14 protein-coding genes are annotated in these 16,985 nt (G+C 72.4%); 9 read left to right on the top strand and 5 right to left on the bottom strand.

Features of this window, described 5'->3' with window-relative positions:
* Positions 1 to 201 precede the first annotated feature (201 nt).
* The 3 genes from ACFVGW_RS14030 (at position 202) to ACFVGW_RS14020 (ending at position 2,531) form a co-directional block, all read left to right on the top strand.
* Positions 202 to 861, top strand: a complete 660-nt coding sequence (locus tag ACFVGW_RS14030; RefSeq protein ID WP_383224210.1) for a response regulator — start codon at positions 202 to 204, stop codon at positions 859 to 861.
* A 221-nt stretch (positions 862 to 1,082) separates the two neighbouring features.
* Positions 1,083 to 1,499 carry a pyridoxamine 5'-phosphate oxidase family protein gene (locus ACFVGW_RS14025; protein WP_383290923.1) on the top strand — a complete coding sequence of 139 codons (417 nt, stop codon included), beginning with the start codon at positions 1,083 to 1,085 and terminating at the stop codon, positions 1,497 to 1,499.
* A 15-nt stretch (positions 1,500 to 1,514) separates the two neighbouring features.
* A complete protein-coding gene (locus ACFVGW_RS14020; protein WP_385852123.1) occupies positions 1,515 to 2,531 on the top strand; it encodes a phosphotransferase in 1,017 nt (338 codons plus the stop codon).
* A gap of 55 nt (positions 2,532 to 2,586) precedes the next feature.
* Here the strand turns inward: ACFVGW_RS14020 and ACFVGW_RS14015 are convergent, their stop codons facing one another.
* On the bottom strand, positions 2,587 to 4,176 hold the full coding sequence (locus tag ACFVGW_RS14015) for a protein kinase (protein WP_385852122.1): 1,590 nt from the start codon (positions 4,174 to 4,176) through the stop codon (positions 2,587 to 2,589).
* Positions 4,177 to 4,445: 269 nt separating this feature from the next.
* Here ACFVGW_RS14015 and ACFVGW_RS14010 point away from each other — a divergent pair, with 269 nt between their 5' ends.
* The 6 genes from ACFVGW_RS14010 to ACFVGW_RS13985 all read left to right on the top strand — a co-directional run bounded on the left by ACFVGW_RS14010 (position 4,446) and on the right by ACFVGW_RS13985 (position 12,315).
* Positions 4,446 to 6,092, top strand: coding sequence for a protein kinase (locus ACFVGW_RS14010; RefSeq protein ID WP_385852121.1), 1,647 nt, complete (start codon positions 4,446 to 4,448; stop codon positions 6,090 to 6,092).
* Positions 6,093 to 6,835: 743 nt separating this feature from the next.
* On the top strand, positions 6,836 to 7,066 hold the full coding sequence (locus ACFVGW_RS14005; RefSeq protein ID WP_385852120.1) for a hypothetical protein: 231 nt from the start codon (positions 6,836 to 6,838) through the stop codon (positions 7,064 to 7,066).
* Positions 7,067 to 7,172: 106 nt separating this feature from the next.
* Positions 7,173 to 7,841 carry a PadR family transcriptional regulator gene (locus tag ACFVGW_RS14000; RefSeq protein WP_385852119.1) on the top strand — a complete coding sequence of 223 codons (669 nt, stop codon included), beginning with the start codon at positions 7,173 to 7,175 and terminating at the stop codon, positions 7,839 to 7,841.
* Positions 7,842 to 8,063: 222 nt separating this feature from the next.
* A complete protein-coding gene (locus ACFVGW_RS13995; protein WP_352187279.1) occupies positions 8,064 to 8,798 on the top strand; it encodes an ABC transporter ATP-binding protein in 735 nt (244 codons plus the stop codon).
* Positions 8,795 to 11,662 (top strand): FtsX-like permease family protein, encoded by a 2,868-nt coding sequence (locus tag ACFVGW_RS13990; protein WP_385852118.1) that lies wholly within the window; start codon positions 8,795 to 8,797, stop codon positions 11,660 to 11,662. Before ACFVGW_RS13995 ends, ACFVGW_RS13990 begins: the two co-directional genes overlap by 4 nt.
* Before the next feature lie 107 nt (positions 11,663 to 11,769).
* Positions 11,770 to 12,315, top strand: coding sequence for a bacterial proteasome activator family protein (locus tag ACFVGW_RS13985; RefSeq protein WP_352187277.1), 546 nt, complete (start codon positions 11,770 to 11,772; stop codon positions 12,313 to 12,315).
* A 256-nt stretch (positions 12,316 to 12,571) separates the two neighbouring features.
* On the opposite strand, the gene ACFVGW_RS13980 is transcribed toward ACFVGW_RS13985, so the two are convergent.
* The 4 genes from ACFVGW_RS13980 to ACFVGW_RS13965 are packed head-to-tail and all read right to left on the bottom strand — an operon-like array spanning position 12,572 to position 16,971.
* Entirely contained in the window at positions 12,572 to 13,561 is a 990-nt protein-coding gene (locus ACFVGW_RS13980) for an NAD(P)H-quinone oxidoreductase (protein ID WP_385852117.1), read from the bottom strand.
* A 10-nt stretch (positions 13,562 to 13,571) separates the two neighbouring features.
* Positions 13,572 to 14,663, bottom strand: coding sequence for a potassium channel family protein (locus ACFVGW_RS13975; protein WP_385852116.1), 1,092 nt, complete (start codon positions 14,661 to 14,663; stop codon positions 13,572 to 13,574).
* A complete protein-coding gene (locus ACFVGW_RS13970; RefSeq protein WP_385852115.1) occupies positions 14,651 to 16,111 on the bottom strand; it encodes a molybdopterin molybdotransferase MoeA in 1,461 nt (486 codons plus the stop codon). Before ACFVGW_RS13970 ends, ACFVGW_RS13975 begins: the two co-directional genes overlap by 13 nt.
* Positions 16,108 to 16,971, bottom strand: coding sequence for an NTP transferase domain-containing protein (locus ACFVGW_RS13965; RefSeq protein WP_385852114.1), 864 nt, complete (start codon positions 16,969 to 16,971; stop codon positions 16,108 to 16,110). The genes ACFVGW_RS13970 and ACFVGW_RS13965 overlap by 4 nt, the downstream gene beginning before the upstream one ends.
* Positions 16,972 to 16,985: the final 14 nt, after the last annotated feature.

Raw genomic sequence — 16,985 nt, 5'->3', positions numbered from 1 at the left:
ATAGGCACGTTACCCACTGCCGCGCATTCCTGCGAAACCCCATTTGACCTGCGATTTTGCTTGGATTTCCAAGTAAATCGAGAAAAGCGGGAACAGTAGCTGGTCAGCGCACTGGCAACGGCCTGGCAGGCCGCCGGAACACGGGGCACGTTATCCCGCGCACCCCGGGCACGGGAAGAGCCAATATGTGAGACTGAGTGGGTGCGCGAAGATGGAAAAATCCGGGTATTTCTGTTGGACGACCACGAGGTCGTGCGGCGCGGCGTCCATGAGCTGCTCTCCGTGGAGGACGACATCGAGGTGGTCGGGGAGGCGGGTACGGCGGCGGACGCCCTGGTCAGGATCCCCGCCACGCGCCCCGATGTGGCGGTGCTCGACGTGCGGCTGCCGGACGGCAGCGGTGTCGAGGTCTGTCGCGAGGTGCGTTCGCAGAACGAGGACATCAAGTGCCTCATGCTCACCTCGTACGCCGACGACGAGGCGCTCTTCGACGCGATCATGGCCGGGGCCTCGGGTTATGTCCTGAAGGCCATCCGGGGCAACGAGCTCCTTTCCGCCGTTCGTGACGTTGCTGCCGGAAAGTCGCTGCTCGATCCGGTCGCGACCGCGCGCGTTCTGGAACGGCTACGCGACGGAAACAACCCGAAGGGTGACGAGAAGCTCGCCCATCTGACGGACCAGGAGCGCAAGATCCTCGATCTGATCGGCGAGGGCCTGACCAACCGGGCCATCGGCGAGCGGCTCCATCTCGCGGAGAAGACGATCAAGAATTACGTCTCCAGCCTGCTGTCGAAGCTGGGCATGGAGCGCCGTTCCCAGGCCGCGGCGTACGTCGCCCGGCTGCAGGCCGAACGGCACTGAGGCCCGAGCGGCACCGAGGCTCCAACGGCGCTGAGGCCCGAACGGCGCTGAGGCCCGGACGGCACTGAGGTCCGAACGGCGCTGAGGCCCGGACGGCACTGAGGTCCGAACGGCGCTGAGGCCCGGACGGCACTGAGGCCCCGATTCGGGACCTACGTCCCCGCCGAACCGGGGCAGGCGTCCCTTCCGGCACAGTGCCGTGTGGCGGGAGAGTGGAGGCCATGGCCACCGAGGAGATCCGCGCCATCGAACTGCTGGGCCGCGTCTCGTACGGACGGGTCGCGACCAGCATGCGCGCCATGCCGTTCGTCGCCCCCGCCCGGCACATCGTGGACGAGGGATGCGTCCTGCTGCGGATGCACCGCGGCCTCGGCTACCACCGCGCCTGCGCGGGCAGCGTCGTCGCCTACGGCGCGGACAACTTCAACTCCGGCGCCGAGAACCTCTGGTCCGTGCAGTTCACCGGTACCGCGGAGGTCGTCGAACCCACCGAGGAACAGCTGGCCGCCTTCGGCCCCACCCCGCAGGTCGTGGACGGGGAGCCCTTCGACCCGGTCTACATGCGGATCGAGCCCCAGTTCGTGACCGTGCACCAGCTCGACTACACCACCGCGCGACATCTCCAGCACGTAGCGTGATCTAACATCTGGCGAGTGCCGCGCTCATCTGAAACGCTTGCTCCGCCCGTCGGCGCCCTGCTGCGCCGCTACCGCGAGGCCGGCGAGCCGCTCTCCTGCGAACCCGTCACCCAGGGGCTCCTCAACCGCGGCTACCGCCTCCGCACCACCCGCGGCGCCTACTTCCTCAAGCAGCACCTCGACGCCCCGACCGCCGACCGGGACACCATCAGCCGGCAGCACCGCGCCACCCAGCGCCTGCACGCCCTCGGCCTGCCCGTCGCCCCGCCGCTCGCCGACTCCGACGGCCGCACGGTCGCCGTCATCGGCGGCCGCTGCTACGCCCTGCACCCCTGGGTCGACGGCCGCCACCGCGACGGCGCCCAGCTCTCCACCGGCGGTTCCCGGCGCCTGGGCGCGCTCCTCGGGCACGTCCACACCTGCCTCGCGCAGGTCATGGAGTCCCCGCCCCCCGGCGAAGGCCACGAGAGCGCCCGCCCCGAGGACACCCTCCGGGTCATCGACGAGCTGCTCCGCCTGGCCCGCGCCCACCGGCCGCGCACCGGCTTCGACGCACTCGCCGAGCACCGGCTGCTCGAACGCCGCGGTCTGCTCGCCGAGCACGCCCACCGCCGCCCGCCGCCCGCCACCGCGGCGGGCTGGGTGCACGGCGACTTCCACCCGCTGAACCTGCTCTACCGGGGCGCCGAGCCCGCCGCGATCGTCGACTGGGACCGCCTCGGGGTCCAGCCCCGGGCGGAGGAGGCCGTCAGGGCCGCCGCCATCTTCTTCGTACGGCCGGCGGGCGAGCTGGCCCTCGAGAAGGTGCGCGCGTACGCGCGCGCCTACCGGCGGGCGGCCGGCGCGGACGGGGCCGAGCTGGCGTCGGCGGTGCACCGGGTGTGGTGGGAGCGGCTCAACGACTTCTGGATACTGCGCTGGCGCTACCAGCTCCACGACCGAAGGGCCGACCCGCAGTTTCCCGCGGCGTCGGCCCTGGCGGTGTGGTGGACCCGTGAGTACGAGGCGGTACGCGACGCCTTCGCGGGCTGACCGGCCCTCCGGGGGAGGGCCGACCGGACGGTGCCGGCCGGCTGGTGCCGGTCGGTCAGGGGTTGGTGCCCGGCCGGGTCGGCTGGCCGGTGCTGCCCTGCACGGCCGCCGGGTCCGTGGGGTCGCCGGTCGGCGGGTCGGTCGGCTCGTCCGTCGGCTCGCCCGTGGAGCCGCCGTCGTCCGAACCGTCGTCCGTCGGCTCCGTCGACGGGGTGGTCGGCGGCGTCGTCTGGGGCGTGGTGGGCGGCGTGGTCGACGGGGTGTACGACGGCGTCCAGGGCTGCTGGCTGCCGCCCGTCGACGTGTCCGGCTCCTGGCTCTCCTCGCTCGGCGGCGGGCTCTCCTGGCTCGGCTCGTCCGACGGCGCCGACGAGGAGTCGGTGACCACCGGCGTCGTGGGCTTGTCGTTGCCCTTGTCGGCGGCCTTGTCCAGGGCGTACGCGACACCCGCGACGATCGCGATCAGCGCGAGCGCCACGAACAGCATCGCCTTGGCGCGGCCGCCCCTGCCGCTCTTGCCGCCGTGGTGCGAGCCGTAGCCGTCCTGGCCGTAGCCGCCGTGCCCGCCGTCGTATCCGCCGTCCTCCGGGTTCATCGGCGGCAGGATCGGGCCCTGCGAGGTCTCGTGGTGCATCGGGTGGCCCATCGCGGCCGTCGCCGCGACACCGCCGACCGGTGTGTGCGCGCCCTCGTGCACCTCCACCGGGCCGGTGTTCCACGTGCCGGTGTGGCCGCCCGCCTGCTGGAGCATCTGCAGGCCGTACTGGATCAGCCCGCGCATCTCCTCGGCGCTCTGGAACCGGTCGTCCGGGTCCTTCGCCAGCGAGCGCATCACCAGTCCGTCCAGCTCCGGCGGCGCGTCCTGGGCGACGTCGGACGGCGGGACCGGGATGTCCTGGACGTGCTGGTAGACCACCGAGAGCGGGGTCTCGCCCGTGAACGGGGGCCGCAGCGCGAGGAGTTCGTAGAGCAGACAGCCGGTGGCGTACAGGTCCGAGCGGTGGTCGACGGCCTTGCCGAGAGCCTGTTCGGGGGAGAGGTACTGCGGCGTGCCCATGACCATGCCGGTCTGGGTCATCGTCGACTGCGCGCCGTGCAGGGCGCGCGCGATGCCGAAGTCCATCACCTTCACGGCGCCGGCGTGCGTGATGATGACGTTCGCCGGCTTGATGTCACGGTGCACGATGCCGTGCTGGTGCGAGTACGCGAGCGCCTCCAGCACACCGGAGACGATGATCAGGGCCTGCTCGGGACCGGGCGCCTCGGCGCTGATCAGCAGGTCACGGATGGTGCGGCCCTCGACCAGCTCCATCACGATGTACGGCACGGACTGGTTGCCGACGACGTCCTCGCCGGAGTCGTACACCGCCACGATCGCGTGGTGGTTGAGGCCGGCGACCGACTGGGCCTCGCGTGTGAAGCGGGCCTTGGAGACCGGGTCCTCGGCGAGGTCGGACCGGAGCAGCTTCACCGCGACCGTGCGTCCCAGACGGACGTCCTCGGCCGCGAACACCTCGGCCATGCCGCCGCGTCCGAGACGGTGCGTCAGGCGGTACCGGCCGTCGCCGACCACTCCGCCGATGCCCCAGGACTCCGCGGCAGCGCCCGACAGGCCGCCGCCGCCTGCTTCGGATTCGGGTGCCATCAGTCCTCGCCGTCATGTGTCCGTCGTGTGGTGCCGTACCGCCGTCACGCTACAGGCTTCGTCCGACACCACGGTCCGAGTGGACCGGCCATCCAACCCTCTGCGCGTGTACCGATGCAAATTCCGGCCCTTTCGTGTAACGCTTCCGAGACGCTTCCTACGCGGACGGTCACGGAACGGGCACCCGGCTTGACGTGTCGGTGCCCTGGGGCAGACTTGGCCAGGAAATTCCGGATCAGCGCCGCCACGCGCGCGTAGGGGGAGCACGAATGAGCCAGGACGGCGCACAGGGCCGCTATGCGGGCGGTTCGGTCGCGAACGGCCGGTACCAGCTTCGCGACCTGCTCGGTGAGGGCGGGATGGCCTCCGTCTACCTGGCGTACGACAGCGCCCTGGACCGTCAGGTGGCCATCAAGACGCTGCACACGGAACTCGGCCGGGAACAGTCTTTCCGTGAGCGGTTCCGGCGTGAGGCGCAGGCCGTCGCGAAGCTTTCGCACACGAACATCGTGTCGGTCTTCGACACCGGTGAGGACACCCTCGACGGCGCCGTCATGCCGTACATCGTCATGGAGTACGTCGAGGGGCAGCCGCTGGGCTCCGTCCTGGCCTCCGACGTACAGCAGTTCGGCGCGATGCCGGCGGACAAGGCGCTGAAGGTGACCGCCGACGTCCTCGCCGCGCTGGAGACCAGCCACGAAATGGGCCTGGTCCACCGGGACATCAAGCCCGGCAACGTGATGATGACCAAGCGCGGCGTCGTCAAGGTGATGGACTTCGGAATCGCCCGTGCGATGCAGTCCGGTGTCACCTCGATGACGCAGACGGGCATGGTCGTCGGCACGCCGCAGTACCTCTCCCCCGAACAGGCCCTCGGCCGTGCGGTGGACGCCCGTTCCGACCTGTACTCGGTCGGCATCATGCTCTTCCAACTCCTCACGGGGCGCCTGCCGTTCGACGCGGACTCGCCGCTGGCCATCGCGTACGCGCATGTGCAGGAGGAGCCGGTCGCGCCTTCGTCCATCAACCGTTCGGTCACTCCGGCGATGGACGCGCTCGTCGCACGCGCGCTGAAGAAGAACCCGAACGAGCGGTTCCCGAGCGCCGCCGCGATGCAGGACGAGTGCCTGCGGGTGCTGTCGGCCGGTCAGACCGGCGCGCCGGTGATCGTGGCGGGTGGGCCCGTCAGCAGCGGTTCCGGTGTGGGCTCGGCGGTCTTCCCGCCGGTCGGCCAGACGCCGCCGCCCTCGACGCACGGTGTCCAGCAGCCGTACCAGCAGCCGACGCCGCAGCCGGGTCCGTACGGTCCGCCGACGCCGGCCCCGTCCTACGGGTACCCGCAGCAGGCGCAGACGCCGCCGCCGTCCCCCATGTACCAGACGCCCACTCCCGGGCCGTACCAGATGTCGCCGCAGACCCCGGTGAGCACCCCCATGCACAACGGATCCGGTGGATCCGGCGGGTCGGGCGGCTCCGGGCGGAACATGCCGGTGGTCGTGGGGTCGATCGTGGTCGCGCTGCTGGCGATCGGCGGTGTGATCACCGCGATCTCGCTCAACAAGGACGACCCAGAGGGCAAGGCGGACGGCGACCCCAGCCAGAGCCAGTCGGCCGCGCCCGGGCACAAGGGTCCTGACCTCACCAAGACCATCGACACGAAGAAGTGCACCGAGCCGAGGGAGTCGAGCGACGACCCGGCCAAGTTCGAGATCCCCGACTTCACGTACAAGAACATCCAGTCCGTGAAGGACTGCATCCAGCAGGCGGGCTGGAAGATCACGAAGCAGACCCCGGTGGACGAGGCGACGTACGGCGAGGGCACGGTCCTCAGCCAGTACCCGCCGGCCGGTGCGGACGCGTCGAAGGAAGACGCCGAGTTCACCCTGGAGATCTCGACGGGCAACCCGGGGCAGTAGCCCCGCTCACCCCTCTCCCGGCCCGAGGAGCGCGGCGTCCCGTCGCGCTCTTCATCCGTGCGCGGGTGCCCGGATGCCGGAAATGTCCCCCCATGTGACGCTGAGTGGGAAACCTCGGCGGTTCGGTACGGGAGGGGGGTCACCCGGTGACTCCAGGACTCCGCGACGCGCGGACGCGGGCATTTCGTCGGGGCGCGCCGCGGCGGCGGGCGCTTCGGTGGCAGGCACTTCGGCGGCGGGCACCTAGGTGGCAGGTACTTCGGTGGCGGGCACTTAGGTGGCGGGCGCTGGGTCCGGTGGCGGTGTGCTGGCTGGCCGTGGGTGTCGTACCGGCGGCGTACGGACACGAGCACCCCGGGCCCGCGTCCACGGCGACGACGACAACGACGCCGAAGGACGCCCCCTCCAAGCAGTGGAAGCACGGGCCGTCCCCGTGGGTCACCCCGTCCCCCTCGGCCTCGGCTCCGACGAGCGGCCCTCCGGGCACCCCCGGCACGTCCGGCCCTCCCGGCCGACGGCCCCCGGCCGCCGCGCCCACCTCCCCGGCGGAGTCGCACCCCGCACCGGCACCGCCCCCCGAGGCCCCCGGCCCCACCCCCTCCCGCTCGCTCGCCGGCCGACCCGCCGGGGAAGGCCGCGAACGGCCCGGCCGGCCCCCCGGCCCTCCGAAACCGAGCGGCACGGACGCGGCGGCCGACCCCTCACGTAGCAAAACGGCAACAGCCGAAGAGCCGCCGGACACCGTGGACGAGGAGACGGACGAGGCGGGCGAGGTCCCCGAAGCGGTACCCGAGACGGAGGCCACGACCTCCGCTCCGGCGCCCGCCAGCGTGCCCGCCGCGGCGCCGCGGCTCGGCTCCCGGACTGCCGCCGACGCCGCTGACCGGCAGATTCCCGTGCTCACGCTGGGCGCGGGGCTGGCCCTGATGGGGCTCGGGATCGGCTTTCTCGGCGTGCGGATGCGGCGCCGCTGAGGCCTCGGCTCCCTCGTGCGACCCCGCGTGTCCTCCCTGAGACGGACGCCCGTGTTCCGTCTCAGGTCGCTTGTCCGCGCCGACATACTCGGTATACATACTGAGTATGTCGATCCGCCACGGGCTTCTCGCCCTCCTCGAACGCGGGCCCCGCTACGGCTCGCAGCTCCGTACGGAGTTCGAGTCCCGCACAGGCTCCACCTGGCCCCTCAACGTCGGCCAGGTCTACACGACGCTCAACCGTCTCGAACGGGACGGCATGGTCGCCCAAGGCGGCGAGGACGAGGCGGGCCACGCGCTCTACGCGATCACCGACAGCGGTCGCGAGGAGCTGAGGGCCTGGTTCGAGAAGCCGGTGGACCGCACCAGCCCGGCCCGTGACGAGCTCGCCATCAAGCTCGCCATGGCCGTCGGGGCACCCGGCGTGGACATCCGCGCCGTCATCCAGTCGCAGCGCCGCCACACAGTGAAGGCGATGCAGGACTACACCCGGCTCAAGGCCCAGGCGCTCGCCGCGCTGGAGAGCGGGGCGACCCGGGAGCGCGACGACGTGGCCTGGCTCCTCGTCCTGGAGCAGCTCATCTTCCAGACCGAGGCCGAGGCCCGCTGGCTCGACCACTGCGAGGCCCGGCTGATCCGCCTCTCGACGGCCGCCGTCGGCGCGGGGGACCCACAGCCCCCCGAGCCCGGCGAGCCCGCCCGCACGGCCACGACGGCCTCCCGCTCCGAATCCGCGTCCCCGACCACGCCCCGGTCGGCCTCCCGGTCCACGTAGTCGTCCGCGCGGCGACCCCGCGGCCCCGCACGGCGCCGCACCTCCGTTCCCGCCCAGGCGCCCCGCGCCTCTTCGCACCTCCGTTCCCACCCAGGCGCCCCGCGCCTCCCGCACCTCCGTTCCCACCCAGGCGCCCCGCGCCTCTTCGCATCCCGCACCACCTCTCCATCCGCTCCGTACGTGTGTCCCGACCGCGTTCGTACGTCCAAGGGGGACCCCTCCATGTCCACAGCGCAGCCCGTGCTGCAACTCCAGAACCTGACCCGCGTCCATGGCACCGGCGCCACCGAGGTGCACGCCCTGCGCGGCATCGACCTCGACGTCTTCCCCGGTGAACTCGTCGCCGTCATGGGCCCGTCCGGCTCCGGCAAGTCGACCCTGCTCACCATCGCGGGCGGCCTCGACACCCCCACCTCCGGCCGGGTGATCGTCGAGAACACCGACATCACCACCGCCGGCCGCAAGGCCCTCGCCGCCCTGCGCCGCCGCAGCATCGGTTACGTCTTCCAGGACTACAACCTCATCCCGGCCCTCACCGCCGCCGAGAACGTGGCCCTGCCGCGCGAGCTGGACGGCACCTCCGCCCGCAAGGCGCGCGTCGAGGCGCTGGCCGCGCTGGAGGAGATGGACCTCGGGCACCTCGCCGACCGCTTCCCGGACGAGATGTCCGGCGGTCAGCAGCAGCGCGTGGCCATCGCCCGCGCCCTCGTCGGCGACCGGCGTCTCGTCCTCGCCGACGAGCCCACCGGCGCCCTCGACTCCGAGACCGGTGAGTCCGTCCTCGCCCTGCTGCGCGCCCGGTGCGACGCCGGGGCCGCCGGCGTGCTCGTCACCCACGAGCCGCGGTTCGCCGCCTGGGCCGACCGCGTCGTCTTCCTGCGGGACGGCGCCGTCGTCGACCAGACCGTGCGCAGCGAGGCCGACTCGCTCCTGACCGGCCAGGCGGCCGAGCGGTGAACAACTGGCTCCACTCCTGGCGCGCCGCGATCCGTATCGCCCGCCGTGACGCCTGGCGCTCCAAGGGACGCAGCTTCCTCGTCCTCGCGATGATCGCCCTGCCCATCCTGGGCGTGAGCGCCGCCGATCTGACCCTGCGCAGCTCCGAGCTCTCCGCCGAGGAGCGCCTCTCCCGGATGATCGGCGCCGCCGACGGCCGGTTCTTCGACGCCTCCGTGGACGGCGTACCGATCCTCCAGGACCCGTCCGGCGAGATGAACACGACGGTCAAGGACTACGAGGACACGGTCTGGCCGAGCGGTCCGACCGATGTCACCAAGACCTTCCCGGCCGGCGCCGCGTTCCTCACGGACAGCACCGGAAGCGCCAAGCTGACCACCGCCCACGGGCTGCTGCAGAGCGAGATCCGTGAGCTGAAGGCAGCCGACCCGATGGCCCGCGGGATCATGACCCTCCAGGAGGGCCGCTTCCCGCAGAAGGCCGACGAGGTCGCCGCCACCTCGCACTTCCTGGAGACCAGCGGGCTGACCGTCGGCTCCACCCTCTCCGCGCGCGGCGACGACCGCGTGTTCCGGATCGTCGGCTCGTACGAGCTCCCCAACGACCTCAAGACCGACCAGGTCAACGCCCTGCCGGGCGCCTTCCTCGCCCCGTACGCCAAGGCGGCCGAGAAGGCCGGGCTGAGCGCCTCCGACATCTCCACCACGTACCTGGTGAAGGCCCCCGGCGGTTTCGCCTGGGACGCGGTCCAGAAGATCAACACCAAGGGTGTGACCGTCACCTCGCGGGCCGTGCTCCTCGACCCGCCCGCCAAGGCCGACATCCCGCTGTACCAGAAGGAGGGCTGGGGCGACTTCCAGGACAGCCCCGGCGCCCGGGCCGCCGAGCTCGCCGCCGCCGGCACGGTCGTCGGCCTCGCGATGCTGGAGATCTGCCTCCTGGCCGGTCCCGCGTTCGCCGTGGGCGCCCGCCGCTCGCGCCGTCAGCTCGGGCTCGTCGGCGCCAACGGCGGGGACCGCCACCACATCCGCGCCATCGTGCTGAGCGGCGGCCTCGTCATCGGCGTCGCCTCGGCCGTCGTCGGCACCGTCCTCGCCCTGATCCTGACGTTCGCCCTGCGCCCGGTCCTCGAGGACGCCATGGGCCAGCGGTTCGGCTCCTTCGACATCCGCCCGCTGGAGCTGTTCGGCATCGCGATGATCGCCGTGCTGACCGGCCTCCTCGCAGCGATCGTCCCGGCCGTCACCGCGTCCCGCCAGACCGTCCTCGCCTCACTCACCGGCCGTCGCGGCGTCCGCCGCAGCAGCCGCGTACTGCCGCTGGTCGGCCTGGGAGCCCTGCTCCTGGGCGGTGCGATCGCCCTCTACGGGTCGGTGATCTCGGACCAGTTCGTGATCGTCGCGGGCGGCAGCGCCCTCGCCGAACTGGGCGTGGTCGCCATGACGCCCGCCCTGGTCGGCCTCTTCGGCCGCACCGGCCGCTGGCTCCCGCTCTCGCCGCGCCTCGCCCTGCGGGACGCCGTGCGCAACCGGGGCCGTACGGCACCCGCCGTCGCCGCCGTGCTCGCCGCGGTCGCCGGAACGGTCGCCGTCTCCACCTACGCGGCCAGCCGCGACGCCCAGGGCGAGGCCGGATACACGGCGAAGCTCCCGCACGGCGCGGTCTCCGCGTTCGTGATGGAGGAGGGCGGCCGGGACGTCCCTGCGGTGCGTGACGCCGTACAGCGACTGGTGCCCGTCGACACCCGCGCGGATGTCGAGCGCGTCCTCGTCGGCAAGCCGAGCTGCGCCCCGTACAGCGACAGCGCGGGCTGCGGCCGCTTCGAGATCGTCATCCCGGAGGCCAACGAGTGCCCGCTGTGGGGGACCTTCGAGGAGGGCGAGGATCCCTCGACGAAGTTCACCGTCGAGCAGCGTCGCGCGTTCGCCGAGGACTGGCGCTGCAAGGACAGCCGCGGCGGTGAGCTGGGCGGCGGAGTCTTCGTCGAAGGCGGCCTCGTGGTCGGTGACGACTCCCTGCTCAAGGTGCTCGGCATCAAGGACGCCGACGCGGAGAAGGCCCTCGCGGAGGGGAAGATCGTCTCCTTCGTCAAGGCTCCCGTCGACGCCTCCGGAAAGATCGGCATCAAGCTGGTGACCGACAACAAGAAGGCCCAGCAGGCCGAGGTGGAGGGCAAGCCGGTCCCCGGCGAGGTCAAGACCCTCCCCGCCCACCTGGTGACCGGTGAGAACGCCTACGGCGTGGGGGCGATCCTCACCCCGGCCGCCGCGAAGGCCGCGGGCCTGCCGACGGTGCCGTTCGGCTCGTTCTTCTCCACCGACTCCCTGCCCACCGCCGAGCAGCGCCAGAAGCTCGACGGCGAACTCGCCAAGATCGGCAGCGACACCGGGCTCTACGTGGAGGAGGGCTTCGTCAGCGACACGAGCATCGTGCTCCTGGCGCTGACCGTCTTCGCCGGCCTCGTCACCATCGGCGCCGCGGGCATCGCCACCGGCCTCGCGCAGGCCGACGCCGAGGCCGACCTGAAGACGCTGTCCGCCGTCGGCGCGCCCCCGCGGGTCCGCCGCACGCTCAGCGGCTTCCAGTGCGGGGTGGTCGCGGCGATGGGCGTGATCCTCGGATCGGCGGCCGGTGTACTCCCGGCGATGGGGCTTCGGCTCACCGAGGAGCGCCAGGAGCTGCGCTTCTACCAGGAGAGCCTCGACCAGGGCTGGAGCACGTCGGCCGACGTGCCGTACGTCCCGATCGTCGTCCCCTGGGAGACGCTCGCGGCGCTCCTGGTCGCCGTACCGCTCGGCGCCGCGCTCCTCGCGGCCCTGGTGACCCGCTCCCGCGGGGCCCTGGCCCGCCGCGAGGCGACCTGACCGGGCCGACGGGCGACCGTTGCCGTCCTGTGCCCCCGGAGAAGGGTGGATCACCCTCCTCCGGGGGCACACCGTGTGGTGAGGCATGTGTGCGAGAGAATGGCGGCATGGAGATGCCGAGGAATGAACGGTCGCAGGAGACTCCCCAGGTCCTCATCGTGGGACAGGACGGGATGGCGCTCGGCGGCACTCAGGGTGACGACGAATCCCGCGAGGTCCCGGTGACGGAAATGGTCGAGCAGCCCGCGAAGGTCATGCGCATCGGCAGCATGATCAAGCAGCTCCTGGAGGAAGTACGCGCGGCACCTCTCGACGAGGCCAGCCGGGTCAGGCTCAAGGACATCCACGCCAGCTCCGTCAAGGAGCTGGAGGACGGGCTCGCGCCCGAGCTGGTCGAGGAACTGGAGCGGCTCTCCCTGCCGTTCACCGACGAGGCGATCCCCTCCGAGGCGGAACTGCGGATCGCGCAGGCCCAGTTGGTGGGCTGGCTGGAAGGCCTCTTCCACGGCATCCAGACGGCGCTGTTCGCCCAGCAGATGGCGGCCCGCGCCCAACTGGAGCAGATGCGCCGGGCGTTGCCGCCCGGCGCGTCGCACGAGGACGACGACGACCAGGGCCACGGGCACGCGGTCCGCTCGGGACCGTACCTGTAAGCGCGTACGCGAGGGCCCGGCACACCTCGGGGGTGTGCCGGGCCCTTTCGTGTGGCGGCGGATCTCGGGGGCCTGCCAGGCTCTTTCATGTGGCGGCGGCAGATCTCGGGGCCTGCCCGGCCCCTTTCATGCGGCGCGCGGCGGGCCTCGGAGGCCTGCCGGGCCCCTTTCGTGTGGCGCGGCGGGGCCGCTCTCGTACGGCGGCTGCGGGACCCGCGGCCCGCGGCTCATCGCTCGGCGGGCGCGGGCCTCTCGGTCAGCCGGCCTGGTCCGCCGTGAGCAGGACCTTGCCGACGTGGGTCCCGGATTCCAGGGCCCGGTGCGCCTCCGCGGCGTCCCGCATCTCCACCGTACGGTCGACGACCGCGTGTACCGTCCCCGAGCCGATCAGCGGCCACACGTGCTCGCGGACCGCCGCGACGATGGCCGTCTTCTCGTGGATCGGACGGGACCGCAGCGTGGTCGCGGTGATCGCCGCCCGCTTGGCGAGCAGCGCGCCGAGGTTCAACTCGCCCTTGACGCCGCCCTGCAGACCGATGATCGCCAGTCGGCCGTTGACCGCGAGCGCCTTCACATTGCGTTCGAGGTACTTCGCTCCCACGATGTCCAGGATCACGTCCGCCCCGGCCCCGTCCGTGGCCTTGCGCAGCTCCTCGACGAAGTCCTGCTCGCGGTAGTCGATCAGGATGTCCGCGCCCAGCTCGGCGCAGCGCGCGAGCTTCTCGGGGCCACCGGCGGTGACCGCGACCTTCGCGCCGACGGCCTTGGCGAGCTGGATCGCCATCGTGCCGATGCCGCTCGCACCGCCGTGCACCAACAGCGTCTCGCCGGGCCGCAGATGGGCGATCATGAAGACGTTCGACCAGACCGTGCAGGTCACCTCGGGGAGCGCCGCGGCCGTGACGAGGTCCACCCCGTCCGGTACGGGCAGCAGCTGGCCGACGGGAACGACGACCTTCTGCGCGTACCCGCCGCCGACGAGCAGCGCGCACACCTCGTCCCCCACCGACCAGCCGGAGACGCCCGGCCCCAACGCGGCGATCCGGCCCGAGCATTCGAGACCCGGGTACGGGGGCGAGCCGGGCGGCGGATCGTAGAAACCCTGCCGCTGGAGCAGATCGGCGCGGTTGACGGCGCTCGCCACCACCTCGACGAGCACCTCGCCCTCGGCGGGCACGGGATCGGGCACCTCGGCCCAGACGAGGGCCTCGGGTCCACCGGGTTCCGGAATCGTGATCGCATGCATGGCGGCGAGGCTACTCGGGCGGCGGCGACAGCGGGGTGACGGGCGCCGCCCGCACGATCGTGATCACACGGTCCGTCAACTGCAGGGGGCTGGCCGCCGGATCGTCGTAGCCGAGCAGCCGGTGCCCGCGCAACACGCTGACCACCAGGTCCTCGGTCTCCCGCACGTTCTTGCCGACCTCGGACTTTATGACCGGCCGCTCCACGAGATCGAGGCCCGAACCCTGCTGGATCAGGTCCTCCATCACCGTACCGGCGCTGGGGCTGAGCACCGAGAGCCCCAGCAGCCGTCCGGCGGCGCTGGCACTGGTGATCACGGCATCCGCGCCGGACTGGCGCAGCAGAGGCGCGTTCTCCTCCTCGCGTACGGCGGCGACGATCTTCGCGCCCCGGTTGAGCTGCCGCGCGGTGAGCGCCACCAGGACGGCCGTGTCGTCGCGCTGGGTGGCGATGACGATCTGCCGGGCCTTCTGGACCTCGGCACGGAGCAGAACGTCGCTACGGGTCGCATCGCCGACCACACCGACAAAGCCGTCCGCGTTCGCCGTCTCGATCACCTTGGTGGAGGGGTCGACGATGACGATCTGGTCCTTCCGCAGCCCCGTGGCGCAGAGCGTCTGGATCGCCGAACGGCCCTTGGTGCCGAAGCCGACGACGACGGTGTGGTCACGCAAGGTGGACCTCCAGCGGTTCAGCCGCCACTCCTCCCGGGTCCGTTCGGTGAGGACCTCGAGAGTGGTGCCGACCAGGATGATCAGAAACAGTACGCGCAGCGGCGTGATCACCAGGATGTTGATGAGCCGGGCCGAGTCGCTGTACGGGACGATGTCGCCGTAGCCCGTGGTGGAGAGGGTGACGGTCGCGTAGTAGGCGCAGTCGAGGAAGTCGAGCGTCTCGTTGGCGTTGTCGTGGTAGCCGTCGCGGTCGGCGTAGACGATCAGGGTCGTGAGGGCCAGCACTCCGAGGGCCATCAGCAGCCGCTTGGTCACCTGCCGTAGGGGCTTCTCGACGACTCGCCGGGGCATCCTGATACGGGAGGGGGACGTCTTCTCGTCCGCTTGGCGGGCCATGACGTCACGGCTGGGAAGTTTCACGTGAAACATCCTCCCTGGAAAGCGCCGTGCGTCGGAGCCATCGGCCAGGGAAGATCGAGAATCTCCAGGGCCTCTCCACGCCGTGCTCCCCCGGGCGGCACGACGGCCATCCCGTCCGCGGCGGCGATGCCCCGGAGCATCGCAGGGCCGTTGTAGTGCAGGGGTACCGCTTCCTCGCCCTCGTGGACGACGGGGACCAGCCGGGTGTCGTGCGGATGACCGTGGATCTCGTCCCGTACGGGCACACGGTACGGCTCGGGCGCCGGGGCCCCGGCCAGGGCCCGGAGCAGCGGTTCGGCCAGCGTGAGCAGGCCGGAGACGGCGGCGAGCGGGTTGCCGGGGAGTCCGACCAGATGGCGGCCGGCGTCGAGGCGCGCGAGCAGCATGGGATGTCCGGGACGGACCTTCACCCCGTCGACGAGCAGGACGGCGCCCGCCTTGGCGAGCACGGGGTGGACGTGGTCGACGGGGCCGGCAGCCGTGCCTCCGGTGGTGATCACGAGATCGGCGGGGGAGCCGGCGACGGCCGCCGCCAGGTCCTCGGCGTCGTCGCCGATCCGGCGGGTGGCCAGCACCTCGGCGCCGAGCGCGTCGAGCCAGGGGCCGAGCATCGGCCCGAGAGCGTCACGGATCAGCCCGTCGTGGGGGAGTCCGGTGGTCAGCAGCTCGTCACCGAGGACGAGGACCTCCACCCGGGGGCGGGCCAACGTCGGCAGCACGTCGTATCCGGCGGCGGCGGCGAGACCGAGGACGGCGGGCGTCACCCGGGTCCCGGCGGGCAGCAGCCGGTCACCGGCGCGGCATTCCTGGCCCCGGGGCCGGATGTCCTGGCCGGGGACGACCTCGCGCCGCGCGTGCAGATGGCCGCTCGCGTCGGTGCGGGCGTGCTCGCTGCGGATGACCGCCGTGGTCTCGTGCGGGACACGGGCGCCGGTGGCGATCCGTACCGCCGTGCCGTCGGCCAGCGGGGCGGCGGGGGCGTGACCGGCGAGAACGGCCCCTTCCGCGTGGATCTCCCAGGGGCCGGGCCCGGCGACGGCCCAGCCGTCCATGGCCGAGGTGTCGAAGGACGGCAGATCGGTGAGCGCGCGGAGCGGTTCGGCGAGCACCTGGCCCATCGCCTGCCCGAGCGGTGTACGCAACGGGGTGCGGGTGGCCCCGACGGCCGCCCCGGCGCGGGCGGCGACGGACCGCGCGGCCGGCCAGGCGGTGGCGCGGTGCTCTTCGGCGGACCCGTGCTTCTCGCCGCGCGGCGGGGCGACGAGGGCGAGGACCTCGTCCACGCCGTCGTCGTCGGCCCCGGCCGCGGATCCCGGCTCGGACCCGGGCTCGGATCCGGACCGGGACCCGGAGGCGGATTCGTGCTCGGACCCGGGCTCGGATCCGGACCGGGGCTGGGGCTGGGTCCGCTGCTGGGGCTGGGGCTGAGCTTGTGCCGCGTGCTCCTGAGGGGTCATCCGGCCGCGTCCCGCTCCGCTTCGGCCGCCCAGCGGTTGGCGAGGGCCGCGGCTTTACGGGCGGCCTCGGCGACCGCCTCGGGTCCACCGCCGGAATCGGCCACCCGGCCGGCCGCGTACCCGACCAGGAACGTGGTCAGCGGGGCGGCAGGGCGGGCGACCCCGTGGGCGGCGTCGCGGGCCAGATCGAGCAGCACGCCGGTGTCGACGTCGATCTCGATGCCCAGTTCGTCCTTGACTGCGGTGATCCATTCGTCCAGCACGTTCCCATGCTCCCTGATCCGGGCCCGGGCCGTGGCGATGTCCTCCCAGGTGTCGCAGTCGAAGGAGGCGAGGGGGCCTGCGGTGACCCGGACGAGCCGCAGCCCCTGGGTGAGGAGACGCAGCGGAAGCCCGGAGAGGGTGCCGTGCGCGGTGGTGAGGAGATCCACTTCACGCCGGAGGGCGGCGGCACGGTAGGCGGCGACGAGCGGCTGGTCGCGGCCGTCGGCGTCGACGAGGAGGGCCGCGTCGGCGTCGGGTGCGTCGGTGAGGGCGTCCAGGAGCCGCCGGCCGGTGTCCTCGTCGAGGAACGGCAGGTCGGCGGAGAGCACGAGCACCAGGTCGGCCCCGACCTCGCGCACGCCGGCGCCGAGCCCGGCCAGCGGCCCGCCGCCGGGCGGGTCCTCCCTGGCCCACACGACGGGCCGCACGGTCTCCCGCCGCCCGCCGACGACCACGGTGCGCCCGGCGCCGCGGCACCCCGCGAGTACCCGATCGAGCAGCGCCCGCCCCCCGACCCGTACCCCCGGCTTGTCCGCCCCGCCGAGCCGCTTCGCGCCTCCGCCGGCGAGCACGATGGCGTCATACCCGATCGTCATCCCAGCAGTATGAT

Source organism: Streptomyces sp. NPDC127129, assembly GCF_042671585.1.
Lineage (GTDB): Bacteria > Actinomycetota > Actinomycetes > Streptomycetales > Streptomycetaceae > Streptomyces.
Note: the sequence above shows the minus strand (reverse complement) of the source record. Positions and strands in the feature narration are given on the sequence as shown.